General features: G+C 60.8%; 12 protein-coding genes. 8 read left to right on the forward strand and 4 right to left on the reverse strand.

All coding sequences use genetic code 11. The annotated features are described in order from the left end of the window. Window positions 1–26: 26 nt before the first annotated feature. The 4 genes from recA (at window position 27) to alaS (ending at window position 5,652) form a co-directional block, all read left to right on the forward strand. Window positions 27–1,091, forward strand: coding sequence for a recombinase RecA (recA, locus tag VR863_RS03735; protein ID WP_324827085.1), 1,065 nt, complete (start codon window positions 27–29; stop codon window positions 1,089–1,091). Window positions 1,092–1,300: 209 nt separating this feature from the next. Beyond that, entirely contained in the window at window positions 1,301–1,927 is a 627-nt protein-coding gene (locus VR863_RS03740; protein ID WP_324827086.1) for a glutathione S-transferase family protein, read from the forward strand. Window positions 1,928–2,058: 131 nt separating this feature from the next. Continuing rightward, complete coding sequence (locus tag VR863_RS03745; RefSeq protein WP_324827087.1) at window positions 2,059–2,889, forward strand: class I SAM-dependent methyltransferase; 831 nt, start codon at window positions 2,059–2,061, stop codon at window positions 2,887–2,889. Window positions 2,890–2,985: 96 nt separating this feature from the next. Continuing rightward, window positions 2,986–5,652 (forward strand): alanine--tRNA ligase, encoded by a 2,667-nt coding sequence (gene alaS / locus VR863_RS03750; protein WP_324827088.1) that lies wholly within the window; start codon window positions 2,986–2,988, stop codon window positions 5,650–5,652. Here the strand turns inward: alaS and VR863_RS03755 are convergent. From VR863_RS03755 to VR863_RS03770, 4 genes are all read right to left on the reverse strand, one after another. After that, window positions 5,649–6,164 carry a hypothetical protein gene (locus VR863_RS03755; RefSeq protein ID WP_324827089.1) on the reverse strand — a complete coding sequence of 172 codons (516 nt, stop codon included), beginning with the start codon at window positions 6,162–6,164 and terminating at the stop codon, window positions 5,649–5,651. The two genes, alaS and VR863_RS03755, sit on opposite strands and share 4 nt — an antisense overlap. Window positions 6,165–6,170: 6 nt before the next feature. Continuing rightward, a complete protein-coding gene (locus VR863_RS03760; protein WP_324827090.1) occupies window positions 6,171–7,931 on the reverse strand; it encodes a cation:proton antiporter domain-containing protein in 1,761 nt (586 codons plus the stop codon). A 48-nt stretch (window positions 7,932–7,979) separates the two neighbouring features. Next, on the reverse strand, window positions 7,980–9,635 hold the full coding sequence (locus VR863_RS03765; protein ID WP_324827091.1) for a carbon-nitrogen hydrolase family protein: 1,656 nt from the start codon (window positions 9,633–9,635) through the stop codon (window positions 7,980–7,982). A 106-nt stretch (window positions 9,636–9,741) separates the two neighbouring features. After that, on the reverse strand, window positions 9,742–10,962 hold the full coding sequence (locus tag VR863_RS03770) for an NADP-dependent isocitrate dehydrogenase (protein ID WP_324827092.1): 1,221 nt from the start codon (window positions 10,960–10,962) through the stop codon (window positions 9,742–9,744). A 245-nt stretch (window positions 10,963–11,207) separates the two neighbouring features. On the opposite strand from VR863_RS03770, the gene VR863_RS03775 reads away from it, so the two are divergent. The 4 genes from VR863_RS03775 (at window position 11,208) to VR863_RS03790 (ending at window position 15,127) form a co-directional block, all read left to right on the forward strand. Continuing rightward, a complete protein-coding gene (locus tag VR863_RS03775) occupies window positions 11,208–12,575 on the forward strand; it encodes a sugar transferase (RefSeq protein ID WP_324827093.1) in 1,368 nt (455 codons plus the stop codon). Between the two features lie 165 nt (window positions 12,576–12,740). Further along, window positions 12,741–13,022 (forward strand): hypothetical protein, encoded by a 282-nt coding sequence (locus tag VR863_RS03780; RefSeq protein WP_324827094.1) that lies wholly within the window; start codon window positions 12,741–12,743, stop codon window positions 13,020–13,022. Window positions 13,023–13,098: 76 nt separating this feature from the next. After that, on the forward strand, window positions 13,099–14,454 hold the full coding sequence (locus tag VR863_RS03785) for an O-antigen ligase family protein (protein ID WP_324827095.1): 1,356 nt from the start codon (window positions 13,099–13,101) through the stop codon (window positions 14,452–14,454). Further along, window positions 14,438–15,127: a polysaccharide biosynthesis/export family protein gene (locus tag VR863_RS03790; protein WP_324827096.1), complete on the forward strand. Its 690-nt coding sequence runs from the start codon at window positions 14,438–14,440 to the stop codon at window positions 15,125–15,127. Before VR863_RS03785 ends, VR863_RS03790 begins: the two co-directional genes overlap by 17 nt. Window positions 15,128–15,144: the final 17 nt, after the last annotated feature.

A 15,144-nucleotide genomic window follows, 5' to 3' on the forward strand; every position in this document is an offset into this window, starting at 1 on the left:
TCTTTGCAAGTGCAGGAGGTGATGTCATGGCGGCCAATCTGAAGCTGGTGAAGGAAAAGGTAGTGGACGCAGACCGCCAAAAGGCACTCGACGCCGCACTCGCGCAGATCGATCGCGCATTCGGCAAGGGTTCGGCCATGAAGCTGGGCCAGAAGGAAGCGATGAATGTGGAGACGATCTCCACAGGCTCGCTCGGCCTCGACATCGCTCTTGGTGTCGGCGGTCTTCCCAAGGGTCGCGTCATCGAAGTTTACGGGCCTGAAAGCTCGGGCAAGACGACGCTGGCACTCCATGTGCTTGCCGAAGCGCAGAAGGCTGGCGGCACAGTCGCCTTCGTCGATGCCGAACATGCTCTCGATCCGGTGTACGCCAGGAAGCTGGGCGTGGACATTGACGAACTGATCATCTCGCAGCCCGATACCGGCGAACAGGCTCTCGAAATTGTCGATACGCTTGTGCGTTCGAACGCGATCGATGTGCTCGTGGTGGACTCGGTTGCCGCTCTGGTGCCGCGTGCGGAAATCGAAGGCGAAATGGGTGACAGCCACGTCGGCCTCCAGGCCCGCCTGATGAGCCAGTCGCTCCGTAAACTCACCGGTTCGATCAACCGCTCCAAGTGCATGGTCATCTTCATCAACCAGCTGCGCATGAAGATCGGCGTGATGTACGGAAACCCCGAAACCACCACTGGCGGTAACGCGCTCAAGTTCTATGCATCCGTCCGCCTCGACATCCGTCGCACCGGCCAGATCAAGGACCGGGACGATATCATCGGGAACTCGACCCGCGTCAAAGTCGTCAAGAACAAGGTCGCGCCGCCGTTCAAGCAGGTCGAATTCGACATCATGTACGGCGAAGGCATCTCGAAAATTGGTGAAATTCTCGATCTTGGTGTGAAGGCCGGCATCGTCGAAAAATCGGGCAGCTGGTTCAGCTATGACAGCGTCCGGATCGGCCAGGGTCGGGAAAACGCAAAGACCTTCCTGAAGGAAAACGAAGAGTTGTGCGCCAAGTTGGAAGCCGCCATCCGCGGCCGCACCGACAAGGTTGCCGAGGAGATGATGACCGGTCCGGACGCGGACGAGGACTGATTCCCCTCAAGTGAGAGCATGCCTGCCCAATCCCCCGGGCAGGCGCTGCAGCCGGACTGTCCCCTGGCGATCTCAAACGAACGGAAAGCCGGTGCGCGCCAATCGATGGCCGCACCGGCTTTTCGTATGTGCTGGTGGCGGGCTCTGTACCGCTCGCCTAGGGTTGCCGGCGAATCGCCACGCAGATCTGGCCGCACCGGGAGAATTTCATGACCATCACAGTCCACCATCTCAACAACAGCCGTTCCCAGCGCATCCTCTGGCTGTTGGAGGAACTCGGCGCGGATTACACGGTCACACACTATCAGCGCGATGCGGAGACGAATCTTGCGCCTCCCGAGCTGAAGGAGCCGCACCCTTTGGGCAAATCGCCCCTGATCGTTGACGATGGCCTTCGCGTCGCGGAAAGCGGTGCGATTATCCAGTATATCTGTGAACGGCACGGCGGCGCAGGGTGGCTTCCGGAAACCGATACTGAAGACCATGTGCGCCATCTGGAATGGATGCAGTTCGGGGAGAGCAGCTTTTTCGTGCCCGTGATGATGAAGATCATGGCGGGCCGACTTGGCGAAGCGGCTGCTCCGATCATGCCGCGGATCGATGAACAGTTTGCCGACCATGTGCGCTTCATGGAGGACGGCCTTTCCGACAGCCTGCATTTCGTTGGCGACGATTGGACGGCGGCCGATGTGATGATGAGCTTCCCGGCTGAAATCGCCGTGATGCAAGGCTTCGCCGCATCGTGCCCGAAGACGGTCCGGTTTGTCGAAGCGGTGCATGCACGGCCAGCATGGAAGCGAGCACGCGATGAGGCCGGACCCTATTTCATCTGGTGATCTTCCGGATGAGATCGCGCATCGAGGTGCCGTCGACGGAGCGTGGGACAGGTGGACCTTTATTCAGCAACCGAAAGGCATGGCCCGAAATATGTGGCGATGCGCTGACAGCGAGAGGATGACGCGGCAGGGTGACCGACAAATCGGAGTGGACGGGCAGGGTAGGGGCCAGCTGGGCCGGCGAATGGCAGCGGACGGATCGCAGTTTCCGGCCGCTGACCGAACGTCTGCTCGAAGCGACCGGCGCGGCGCCTTTCGCTCGCGCTCTCGATATCGGATGCGGTGCAGGCGAGATCACTTACTGGCTCGCCGCGTCCAATCCGTCTTCGAACGTGGTTGGCGCCGATATCAGCGAAGATCTTGTTGCGGTTGCGCGCGAACGGACGGCGGGCCTTACCAACGCCAGCATCGAACTTTCGGACGTTTCCAGTTGGGCGGCCGCTGATGCAGCACGCCCGGACCTGCTGATATCGCGCCACGGGGTGATGTTCTTCGCCGATCCAGTGGCCGCGTTCGCACATCTGTCGCGTGCGGCAAAGAACGATGCCAGGCTCGTCTTTTCCTGCTTCCGGTCGCGCCGGGAGAACCTTTGGGTAAGCGAACTGGCAGGCGCGCTGCCCCCTGAAAACACTTTGGAACCCGAACGCTATGCTCCCGGCCCCTTCGCCTTCGGGAAGCGCGAGTTTGTGGAAGACATACTTTCGCAAGCGGGCTGGCACGACATCGGTCTGGAAGCGATCGATTACCCCATGCTTGCCGGCGAAGGCGAGAACGCGGTGGATGATGCGCTATCCTATTTCCTGCGGATCGGTCCGGCTGCGCGCGTTGTCGCGATGATGGATCAAGCGAAGCGTGACGAAGCGATCCCCCGTCTGCGGGCCGTGATCGAACGCCACCAGGACGGGGCCAGTGTGGCGCTGCCTGCTGCAGGCTGGTTGGTTACCGCGCGATCTCCGGGGTAATCCCGGCGGGCACAGCGCCACTTATCGCCTGCACGGCACAGTCTGACCGGGCTTTCCCGCTTGTCCCCGACCGGCCGATTGCCTAACTGCCGCCACATGACTTCGACCAACGACATTCGCCGCAGCTTCCTCGACTATTTCGTGTCCAACGATCACCTGGAAGTCGCCAGCGCGCCGCTCGTACCGTTCAGCGATCCCACGTTGATGTTCGTCAACGCGGGCATGGTGCCGTTCAAGAACGCCTTTACCGGTCTTGAGACGCCTCCCGCGCCCCGCGCGACAAGTTCGCAAAAATGCGTTCGCGCAGGCGGAAAGCACAACGATCTCGACAATGTCGGATATACGGCTCGGCATCACACCTTCTTTGAAATGCTCGGCAATTTTTCGTTTGGCGATTATTTCAAGGAGCAGGCGATCCTCCACGCGTGGACCCTGCTGACAAAGGAATGGGGACTCGATCCGGACAGGCTGACGGTCACGGTTTATCACACCGATGACGAAGCGTTCGATCTATGGAAGAAGCTGACTGGCTTCGCCGATCACAAGATCATCCGCATTCCGACCAAGGACAATTTCTGGGCCATGGGTTCGGATGGTCCGTGCGGCCCGTGCTCCGAGATATTCTACGATCACGGGGATCACATCTGGGGCGGCCCTCCGGGATCGCCGGAAGAAGATGGCGACCGTTTCGTGGAAATCTGGAACCTTGTGTTCATGCAGCACGAACAGGCTGCTGACGAAATCGTATCCGACCTTCCGCGGCCCAGTATCGATACCGGCATGGGTATCGAACGTGTCGCCGCGGTGATGCAAGGTGTCCACGACAATTACGACACCGATACGTTCAAGGCGCTCATCGGCGCCAGCGAGAGCCTGACGGGCGTCAAGGCGCAAGGCGACAACACCGCCAGCCACCGCGTGATCGCGGATCACCTTCGTTCCACCAGCTTCCTGCTTGCCGATGGCGTTTTGCCTTCCAACGAAGGCCGCGGGTATGTGCTTCGCCGGATCATGCGCCGCGCGATGCGTCACGCGCATCTTCTGGGTGCAAGCGACCCTCTCATGCACCGGCTCGTGCCTGCGCTGGTAACCGAAATGGGCCAGGCTTACCCTGAATTGGTGCGTGGCCAGGCCTTGATCGAAGAGGTCCTCGAGCGCGAAGAGGCGCAGTTCCGACGCACTCTGGACAAGGGTCTGAAGCTTCTCGATGAAGCGACGGGCGATATGGGCGAGGGCGGTACGCTGGATGGCGGGACCGTCTTCAAGCTCTACGATACCTATGGCTTCCCGTTCGACCTTACCGAGGATGCGCTTCGTAGCCGCGGAATTGCGGTCGACAAGGAAGGTTTCGACACGGCGATGGCCCAGCAGAAAGCTGCTGCGCGGGCCGCATGGAAGGGGTCCGGCCAGGCCGCGAACGAGGAAATCTGGTTCGACATCGCCGAACGCGAAGGTTCGACCGAATTCACCGGCTATGCCTCCACCACTGGCGAGGCTGCCGTTGTTTCCATCGTAAAGGACGGGAAGGAAGTTTCCTCGGCATCGCAGGGCGACGCTGTCATCCTCCTCACCAATCAGACGCCTTTCTATGGTGAAAGCGGCGGGCAGACCGGCGACGCGGGGCGCATCTGGACGCCCGAGGGCCTCGAATTTGCGGTGTCTACCACGAACAAGCCGCTTGGCCGGTTGCACGCACACGTCGGCACTGTGGCCAGCGGTTCGGTCAAGGTCGGCGATGCGGTGCATCTCGACATCGACGCAGATCGCCGGGATCGAATCCGTGCGAACCATTCTGCCACGCATCTGGTCCATGCCGCGCTGCGCAACCGTTTGGGCGGGCACGTGACGCAGAAGGGATCGCTGGTTTCGGAAGACCGGTTCCGGTTCGATTTTTCACACCCCAAGCCGCTGACCGATGAGGATATTGCGGCGGTCGAAGCCGAGGTGAACGCGGAAATTCGCGCCAACGAATCCGTCTCGACGCGCCTGATGACGCCTGACGATGCCGTGGCCGCCGGCGCGCTGGCGCTGTTCGGCGAGAAATACGGTGACGAGGTTCGCGTGCTTTCCATGGGCCGCAAGGGCGGCGAAGGCATGAACTACTCGGTCGAACTGTGTGGCGGCACTCATGTGAAGGCAACGGGCGATATCGGTCTGTTCAAGATCGTTTCCGAAAGCGCCGTAAGTTCCGGCGTCCGCCGGATCGAAGCGCTGACGGGTGAAGCGGCCCGCAATTGGCTGGGCGCGCGCGACGAGGCTGTCAGGGCCATCGCAGGCGCGCTCAAGAGCTCCCCCGACGAGGCTCCAGCGCGTGTTGCGGCCTTGGTCGAAGAGCGCAAACGGCTCGAAAAGGAACTTGCGGAGGCCAAGCGCGCCCTTGCCCTTGCCGGCGGTGGCGGAGCCAGCGATGCTGGCGCGGCGGACGAGCGTATCGGCGGCGTTGCGTTCTCGGGTCAGGTCATCGAGGGGCTAAATCCGAAGGAGTTGCGCCCCCTGCTCGATGAAGCAAAGACGCGCCTTGGCTCCGGTATCGCGGCCATTTGCGCGGTCAACGAAGGCAAGGGTGCCTTCGCCGTCGCAGTAACCGATGATCTGGTGGGCCAGTTCAGCGCAGTCGACTTCGTTCGGATCGGCGTCGAGGCGCTGGGCGGAAAAGGCGGTGGTGGACGCGCGGACATGGCGCAGGGTGGCGGCCCCGACGGGGACAAGGCTGCAGCGGCCCTGGATGCGGTGCGCGAAGCGCTGGCGAAGGTCGCAGCCTAGGTTTTCGCTCGGCGTCCCACGTCGGCGAAGACCTCTCTCAGCCTCCTTTCCAAGCGGGCGATGGCGGCTGCATCGCCCAGCTTTTCCCGGCTGCTGGCAATTTCTGCCAGCTCAAGGCCGATCCGGCTCACGTCCTCCGCCTCGTTTTCCGTAAGGTCGAGCGTGCCCGCGTGCCGGACGAGAAACAACAGGTCGCTGACGGGACGCATGGCGAGAAATGTGTCGACCATCGGTCGCAGCAAGGCAGGGTCCTCGCGCCAGTCACGGCCTTCGAACAGATGCTGGACCACGTGCTGACCTGCGCCAAAGCACTCGAACGCGATGCACCCTGAAAACCCTTCCTCGGCGCGCCGTTCGTAAATCCGGCATAGCCCGCAGGCATCGAGATTGGGACACGGCTCGCCGGCTTCCTTGCTTGCCGAGAATCCGGGCATCTTGTCGGCCGGGTAGGCGATGCAGCAAAGGGCGGCGCAGCGGCTGCAATCCGATCGTGTTTGCAGGATTTGGGCCATTCAGGCCTAACCTTCGACCGTGCTGGTCCGCAATTTGGGCTTGTAGTCGAGGGCACCCTCCTGCTCGATCTGGGCACGGAACTCGTCACGCTTTTCATGGATCGATGCGATCACTGGGCCCATCGCGACACCGATGTCCACCAGAACGGCTTCCGATAGCTGGAGCGAGCTTTCCAGCGTTTCGGGGACAGCATGGCTTGCACCGGCGCGGTACAGTTCGGCGGCATGGGCGACATCGCGGGCACGGCACACGATCAGCAGATCAGGGTGTTCCTTGCGCAACTTGGCGACGAGCCTTTGCACCAGAACCGGTTCATCCATGGTGAGAACCACCGCGAGCGCGTTATCGACGCCGAGGCGTGACATGGCATCGCCGCGTGCAGCATCGCCGAATGTGGCACGGTATCCCTTGCGGGTCGCGCGATCGATCAGGTCCGGATCGGAATCGAGCGCCACATAAGGTTTCTGGTGGGCGTCGAGGAGTTGCGCCACCAGCAGGCCCACGCGGCCCGCGCCGACAATGATTACACGCGGCTCGGTACCGCTATCGCTGGCAAGGTCCGGAATGGGATCGACCCGGCGGGCGATGATCCGGCCCAGCTTGGCAAGAAGCGGTGTGAAGGTCAGGCCGATCGCAGTGACGATCTGCCAGAATTGCGCGGTTCCTGGCTGGATGAGAAGGGCGGAACTGGCAGCGGCAAGGACGATAAGGGTCGTCTCGGACGGGCTTGCCATCAGGATGCCGGTTTCCGCCGCCGTGCTGCGCCGGGCACCCATGAGGCGCAACAAGACACCAGTGACCATCGCCTTGAACAGAAGCACGAATATCACTGCCGTGGCGATCAGGGCGAGATTATTCCAGATCGTCGCCAGGTCTATGCTCATGCCGACAGTGATCAGGAAGACACCCAGGGCGAGACCCTTGAACGGCTCCATGATTGTCTCGATTTCGCCGTGGTATTCGGTTTCGGCGATAAGCAAACCCGCGATCAGCGCGCCGACAATGGGGGACAGGCCCACGGCGGCGGTGGCAAGGCTGGCACCGATCACGACCAGCAAGGCGGCTGCCAGAAACAGTTCCGGGCTCTTGGTGCGGGCTGCCTGTCCGAACAGGCGTGGCAAGGCGAACCGTCCGACGACCATCATGGCGGCAACTACCAGGCCGCCCTGCCACAGCGTTGTCAGCATCCCTTCCCAACCGTCTGCTTCGGCGTTGGGGGCCATCGCGCCAAGGACGAAAATGATCGGGACGATCATGATGTCTTCGAAGAGCAACATGGAAAGAGCTGCGCGCCCCACGGGGGAGTGGGTTCCAGCGATAGGCAGGACGATCGCGGTAGATGAAAACGCCAGCGCAACACCCAATGCCAGGGCGCCGGTCCAGTATTGCCCCATCATGGACAGGAAAATGGCGAGGCTGCTGCCGATTATCAGCAATTCCAGCGCACCAAGACCAAAAACCAGGCGCCGCATCTGCCAAAGCCGGTTGAAACTGAGTTCAAGCCCTATGGTGAACAAGAGGAGGATGATCCCGAATTCCGCAAAGGGATCGAGAGCCTCGGGATCGGAGATGGTTATGTGGTTGAGCCATGGATGCTCGAACACCAGACGACCGAGGCCGTATGGACCGACCAACAGCCCGATCAGGATGAAGCCGATGACCGGTGTGATCCGGAAGCGGGTGAAGACGGGTATGACAAGGCCCGCCGCGCCAAGAATGACCAGCGCGTCGGACAGGGCGGGGGAGGCGAAGTCAGCGGAGGCCATAAGCAGGCTCTAGTCAGCCGCTTCGCCTGTGTCACCCGTCATCAAACGCTATCCGCCGCCAGGTCCGCCATGACCGAGAGGTTCGCGGCGTGGGCGTGGTTTCCCAGGGTGCTTGCCGGCTTCGTCCCACTCGATCCGGTAGAGATCGAAGCGTCGGTCGGCCAGATTGCGCACCGTACCTTCGGCCCGTGCCCAGCTTAGATCGGCGAGGTTTATGTCGCTTATGGTCAGTGTTTCCACGTTCTCGGTTGCCTCGGCGGCAATCCCGTCGCGCGCGAAGGGGAAATCGCAAGGCGTGAGGATGCAGCTCTGGGCATACTGAATGTCCATGTTGCCGACATTGGGCAGATTGCCCACGTTGCCCGACATGACCACGAAGCACTGGTTTTCGATGGCCCGGGCCTGGGCGCAATACCGCACCCGCAAGTAACCTTGGCGGCTGTCGGTGCAGAACGGCACGAAGATGATCCGCGCGCCCTCGTCGGCCAGACGGCGGCTGAGTTCGGGAAATTCGCTGTCGTAACAAATCTGCACGCCGATCGGGCCGCAATCGGTCTGGATCACGTCGATCCGGTCGCCGCCCTTGATGTTCCACCAATACCGCTCGTTCGGGGTGGGGTGGATCTTCTCCTGCTCGTGAACCGAACCGTCGCGCAGGCACACGTAGGCAACATTGTGGATGTCGCCATCGTCCATCCGCGTCGGATGCGATCCGGCGATGATATTGATGTTGAACCGCATGGCCATGTCGGAAATGTCGCGTTTCAGACGCGGCGTATATTGCGAAAGGCGTTCGATCGCCTCGACCGGGGACAGTTCCTTTTCCTCGTAACTCAACAGCATCAGCGTGAAGAGCTCGGGGAAGACGATGAAGTCCGCCTCGTAATCGCTGGCAACGTCGACGAAATACTGGATGGCGTGCAGGAACTCGTCGTAATCCTTCACTGCCCGGGCCTGCAACTGGCAGGTGGCGACACGCACCGATTCCACACCGCGCGGAAGGCGCTGTTTCACTGGCTGGTCGCGCTCGACATAGGGATTGCGCCAGACCATCATGACGGCGTTGGCTTCGGACGCCTTGTCCTCGGGCAAATAGCCGTGGAGCACGCGTTCCGGCTCGAACCCGTTGGCGAGTTGAAACCTGAGGACCGGGTCGTGGAGTTTTCCTGAGACGACCTGCTCGAGATAGTCCTCGGGGCCTTCGACCTTCCGCTTGTTACGGCGGTAATTGGGCATCCGTCCGGCAAAGACGATGCCCGTCAGATCGCGTTCTTCGGCAAGCGCACGCCGTTCTTCATACAGGCGGCGCCCGATGCGAACACCGCGCACCTTGGGGTCGACGCACATTTCGTAGCCATAGAGCCAGTCGCCGGTCGGATCGTGTCGGCTGCCGAAGCCGTTGCCGGTAATCTCGTCCCAGTCGTGATCCTGAAAGGCCAGCGCTTCGGCCAACTGCATGGTCGCGCAATAGCCCACGACGTTGTCGTCGAGCAGCGCAACGAAACAGCCGTCCTTGAAGTTGTTGATCTGGCCCCGGATTTCACCGTGTGTGTAAGCGGGCATATCATCGTAGACGCGGCGAACCAGCTGCGCGATCCCGGGAATATCCTTGATCTTCGCGTTGCGGATTTCGAGCCTGCGCTGGCCGAATTTTTCGCTCGCCTTGCGGCGGGCAATGCGTTTTCTTTCAGGTGCCTTGGCCACCATGCCCCCTTTATCTCTGGTCCATAAAAAAGTCCGGGACCGGCACGGGGCCGATCCCGGACATATCAGCCTTGTTCAGGCAATGCCGGAAGGGTGAGGGGGTTCCTCAGCTCCAGTCTGCCATTTCCGTTTCGAGGTTCTGCACGATCGCTTCGAAGAACTGCTCGGTGGTCATCCAGCTCTGCTCGGGACCGATCAACAGCGCCAGATCCTTGGTCATGTTGCCCTTCTCGACGGTCTTGATGCAAACGCGCTCAAGCGTTTCGGCAAAACGGACCACATCGGGCGTGTTGTCGAACTGCCCGCGATAGATGAGGCCACGCGTCCAGGCGAAAATGCTGGCGATGGGGTTGGTGCTGGTCGCCTTGCCCTGCTGGTGCTGGCGATAGTGGCGGGTGACGGTGCCATGCGCCGCTTCCGCTTCCACGGTCTTGCCGTCGGGCGTCATCAACACGGAGGTCATGAGGCCGAGCGAACCGAAGCCCTGGGCCACGGTGTCCGACTGCACGTCGCCATCGTAGTTCTTGCAAGCCCAGACGAACTTGCCGCTCCACTTCAGGGCCGATGCGACCATGTCGTCGATCAGGCGGTGTTCGTAGGTGATTTCGGCCTTGGCGAACTTGTCCTTGAATTCGGCGTCGAACACCTCCTGGAACAGGTCCTTGAAGCGACCATCGTACTTCTTGAGGATGGTGTTCTTGGTCGACAGGTAAACCGGCCAACCGCGGTTGAGGCCGTAATTCATCGACGCACGGGCAAAATCGCGGATCGAATCGTCGAGGTTGTACATCGCCATGGCGACGCCGGGGCTCGGGAATTCGAACACATCGATGTCGATATTCTGGCCGTCTTCGCCTTCGAACACGAGACGCAGCTTGCCCTTGCCAGGGATCAGTGTGTCCTTGGCGCGGTACTGGTCGCCGAAAGCATGACGGCCGACCACGATGGGGTCGGTCCAGCCGGGCACCAGGCGCGGGACATTGTCGATGACGATCGGTTCACGGAAGACCACACCACCAAGGATGTTGCGGATCGTGCCGTTGGGGCTGACCCACATCTTCTTGAGACCGAATTCCTCGACCCGCGCTTCGTCGGGCGTGATGGTGGCGCACTTAACGCCAACGCCGTGTTCCTTGATGGCGTTGGCCGCATCGACCGTGATCTGGTCGTCGGTTTCATCGCGCTTCTCAATGGAGAGGTCGTAGTACTTCAGGTCGACGTCGAGATAGGGCAGGATCAGCTGTTCGCGAATCCATTGCCAGATAATCCTCGTCATTTCGTCGCCGTCGAGTTCGACGATCGGGTTCACAACCTTGATCTTGGCCATCGTTTTCCTGTCGTTTCGAGATGAGTTGGACGCGCTTTAGCAGAGGGACGCGCTAGGGCAAGGGATGGCACTGGATGCGTGTTCGGAGCGGCTGGGGATCTTTTCGGTCTTTTTGCGATTAACATTCGTGGCGCTTTCGTTAGAAGGCGCGCCACACGAACAGTCTAGCTTGGTATCTTCTCTTTTATGGGCAGATATCGTGCCGTAAGTATAAAGTCGCCAGACCCACCGGCGGAGCGCCGAGGATGTATTTGAACCAGGTAAATTCCGACGTTGCCCAACCGGCGATGGAAGGTCGGCGTGTGCAGTTGTACCTGCTCATGCTGGCAGTGGATGCCGTGCTCGTGATGGGCAGCTTCTTCCTCGCCGGCGGCGTCTATCGCGGGGAATGGCCGCTTCCGTTCGCGATTTCGATGGGGTGGGCCTTTCTGCCTATCTACATCGTGATCGCGACGTACCAGCGCTGCTATTCGGTCCGCGGGCTCGACGAGTGGCGCTTTGCGATAGGACAGGTTGTCCTCACCTTGGTGATCTCGGGCATGCTGTGCACCGTGATGATTTTCTATGCCAAGGCGGCCACGGACTTTTCCCGTGTCATGCTCACCCTGGCCCTGACGTTCTCGTTTGTCGGCATCTCGATTTTTCGCATTGTATTGAATGCGTTGATCCGGCGCAGCTACGGGCCGAGCGTGAGCGCGGTCCTGATCGTGATGGACGGCGGCCCGCCGATCGACATTCCCGGTGCGCAAGTCGTCCACACCGACACGTTCGATATCAACGACGCGAACGACAACCCCCAGGGCCTCGACCAGATCGGCCGGCTGATGCGCGGAATGGACCGCGTGATCGTGAGCTGCGAGTCCGATCGACGGTCCGATTGGGCATCGGTCATGCGGAGCGCGGGGGTAAGGGGCGAAGTTCTTTCCGTTGCGATCCAGCAACTGGGTGCGATCGCTCTCGAACGGGAAGGCCACCAGGCGTTGCTGGTCGTGTCCACGGGGCCGCTGGCTCTCCACGCCCGCCTCTTCAAGCGGATAATGGATATTGCCATTACCGTGCCCGCACTCGTTCTTCTCAGCCCGTTGATGCTGTTGGTCGCGCTGCTGATCAAGCTGGAGGATGGTGGGCCGGTGTTCTTCGTGCAGCCGCGCATGGGCCAGCATAACTGCCTTTTCAACATGCTGAAGTTTCGTTCGATGGGGGTGGGCAAGGGCGACACGGCAGGCGCGCGGTCCACATCGCGCACCGACGACCGGGTCACCCGCATCGGGGCATTCATCCGCCGCACTTCGATCGACGAACTGCCCCAGCTTATAAATGTTCTTAGATCCGAAATGAGTATTGTCGGACCGAGACCTCACGCGCTGGGCTCGCAAGCGGGCGAGAAGTTGTTCTGGGAAGTGGACCGCAAATACTGGCAGCGCCATTCGCTCAAGCCGGGCTTGACCGGGCTGGCGCAGGTTCGGGGCCATCGTGGCGCGACGCAGACCGAATCGCATCTGGTCGATCGCCTGGATGCCGACCTTGAATATATTCGCGACTGGACATTGTGGGGCGATATCAAGATCATCCTCGCCACCGCGCGAGTTCTCGTTCACCCTAATGCTTATTAGCAACACCTGTTGAAAGAAAGCGACAGGGGGCTGGAAACTTAACCTGCCATAGGCTGTTATATACGTGCGATGTAACCGGCTCTTAACTGGTTGCACTTAGAGGAAATCGCTGCTAGCCCTTTGCTCGAAAATCGCGTTAAAGTAGATAAAACTAGGAGATAAAATATGAAGACCAGCCGCCTTCTCGCCGGACTCGGCGCAATCGCAATGGCCGCAACTTCGGTTACCGCAACTGCCGGTACCCGCGCTGCTGACACTTCGGTTGCCGTTCAGCCGGTAAAGCTTTCCGCTGTAAGCGGTGACGTTGCCCGTTCGAGCCTGACTTCGAAGAAGCAGAGCGAAATCGGTGGCCCCGGCCTGATCATCGCGATCATCGCTGGTATCGCAGTCATCGTCGGCATCGTTATCGCCGCCAACGACGACGACGATCGTTCGCCGGGCAGCTAAGCTCTACGAATTTACGAACCCCACCGGTCTCTGATCGGTGGGGTTTGTTGTGTCTGGCGTCCGCGGAGTTCAATAAATGCGTGTCGAACGACGGAGCGTGCTCCGCTATCTCCCGTGGTCGGACTGGCGTATCGCAACCTTGCTGCTGGTTGCCCTGGCCTTCGGTGGCGGCGGTCCATCGCGCGGCATCCTGAACCTCGTCGTGCAAGCGGTCGCGCTCGCGCTTGTGTTGTTCGACTGGGCTGGCATGCGATCGCGGATTGGCAGCCTCGGATGGCCCTTGAAGGCGCTCGCCCTTGCGACGTTGGCGCTGCCGCTCAGCCAGCTTATCCCGCTACCCCCATCGCTCTGGCATGGTCTTCCGGGCCGTGACCTCGTGTTCCAGTCCCTTTCAATACTGGGCGCAGAACAGGAATGGTTTCCGCTATCGGTGGATCGGGGGCGCACCGTCGCAGCGGTTTTTGCCCTGGTGACACCCCTTACAGCGATTTTGCTCTATCGTCCGGATCACCGGAACGCCTCGCAAAAAGCGCTCGAACTCATCGTCTTTCTTGGGCTCGTGCAATTCACGATCGGTTCTCTCCAGCTGCTGGTCGGCGGGACTGCCCTGAACCTTTATCCGGTTGTCGAACAAGGTCGCCTCTACGGTCTGATCGCGAACCACAACACGGTCGGCCTGTTCTTTGTCGTGTGCCTGTGTTCGCTGATCGGACTGACTTCGGACATGACATCGCGTTCGCTGCGTCTCGGCGCGGCAATTGCGATCGGATTACTTTTCGTAATCGGCACGCTTCTGACCAACTCGCGGTCGGCCACCGTGCTGCTTGCCGTGCCGCTCGCGCTGGTCCTGTGGCGGATATTCCTGGCGCAAGGCACGGCAGGTCTGGCCCGGCGCTGGAAAACGGGGCTTGCGGTGACAGGGGGGCTGGGCCTGCTGGTGGCGGCGATGGCCCTTGTCCAGACCCGCATCGGCCGAACCTGGGACCGCTTCGATTCCCTGAAAGACACGCGCACCGGCATCTGGGAAGACGCGTTGAGCGCGAGCGAGCGCTATTGGCCGATCGGTTCCGGTCTGGGCACGTTCGATGAAGTATTCCAGATCGAAGAATCGCTCGAAACCCTCGTTCCGGCCTTCGCGCGACACGCTCATAACGATTACCTGGAAGTTCTTGTCGAGGCCGGGCTATTCGGTGCGTTGGTGGTTGTGTGCTGGGGCCTATTGCTGGCCATGTCCTGGTGGCTTAAAGGGCGCAGCGAAAGTTTCCTTGTCGCGAATTCTGTCGGTGCGGCGATCTTGTCCATCGCGCTGCAATCTTTCGTCGACTATCCGCTCAGAAGCCAGGCCATGTTTTGCGTGGCCGCATTGTTGGTCGCAATTTTGGCGAGCCATAAAAATACACAAAGGGGTCGGGCCGTTGCCAAGACTGTCTAAGTTCATTGCTCTTGTCGGGGCGTTTCTTCTGTCCGGCTGTTTTTCGCCAGCAGCTGACCTTCCACGCGATGCCGATGCGTATCGCCTGATTCCCCCGGCAGTGCAGGGCGGCAAGCTGCCATCCTATGAAATCGGCGTTCTCGATGTGCTTTCGATTCGCGTGTTCCAGGAACCGGAACTCAGTTTCGAACAGATCGCCGTCGATGCCGCCGGGACGATCAACTATCCGCTGGTCGGGGAAATTTCGGCTGTCGGTAAGACCGCGATCGAACTCAGCGACGAGATCGAACGGAGCCTTGGCGCTCGTTATATTCGCGATCCGCAGGTTGTCGTGGGTGTGGTAACATCTGCCGGTCAGCGCGTAACGGTCGAAGGCCAGGTCAACGAACCCGGCGTTTACGAGATCGCTGGCGCGTCCTCGCTGCTTGAATCGGTCGCGCGCGCGAAGGGTCTGACCGCAATCGGTGTCGATGACGAAGTGATCGTTTTCCGTGAAATCGACGGGCAACGCATGGGTGCCGTTTTCGATCTGAAGCAGATCCGCGAAGGCCGCGCAGAAGATCCCCAAATTCTCGGAGGCGACCGCATCGTGGTCGGCTTCTCGGCAGTCCGCGCCGTCTACCAGGATTTCCTGCGTGCCGCGCCGCTGTTCAACGTCTTTACGAGGTTCTAACCGGTGTCCATCGACCA

This window comes from Qipengyuania zhejiangensis, from assembly GCF_035607565.1.
GTDB classification, from domain to species: domain Bacteria; phylum Pseudomonadota; class Alphaproteobacteria; order Sphingomonadales; family Sphingomonadaceae; genus Qipengyuania; species Qipengyuania zhejiangensis.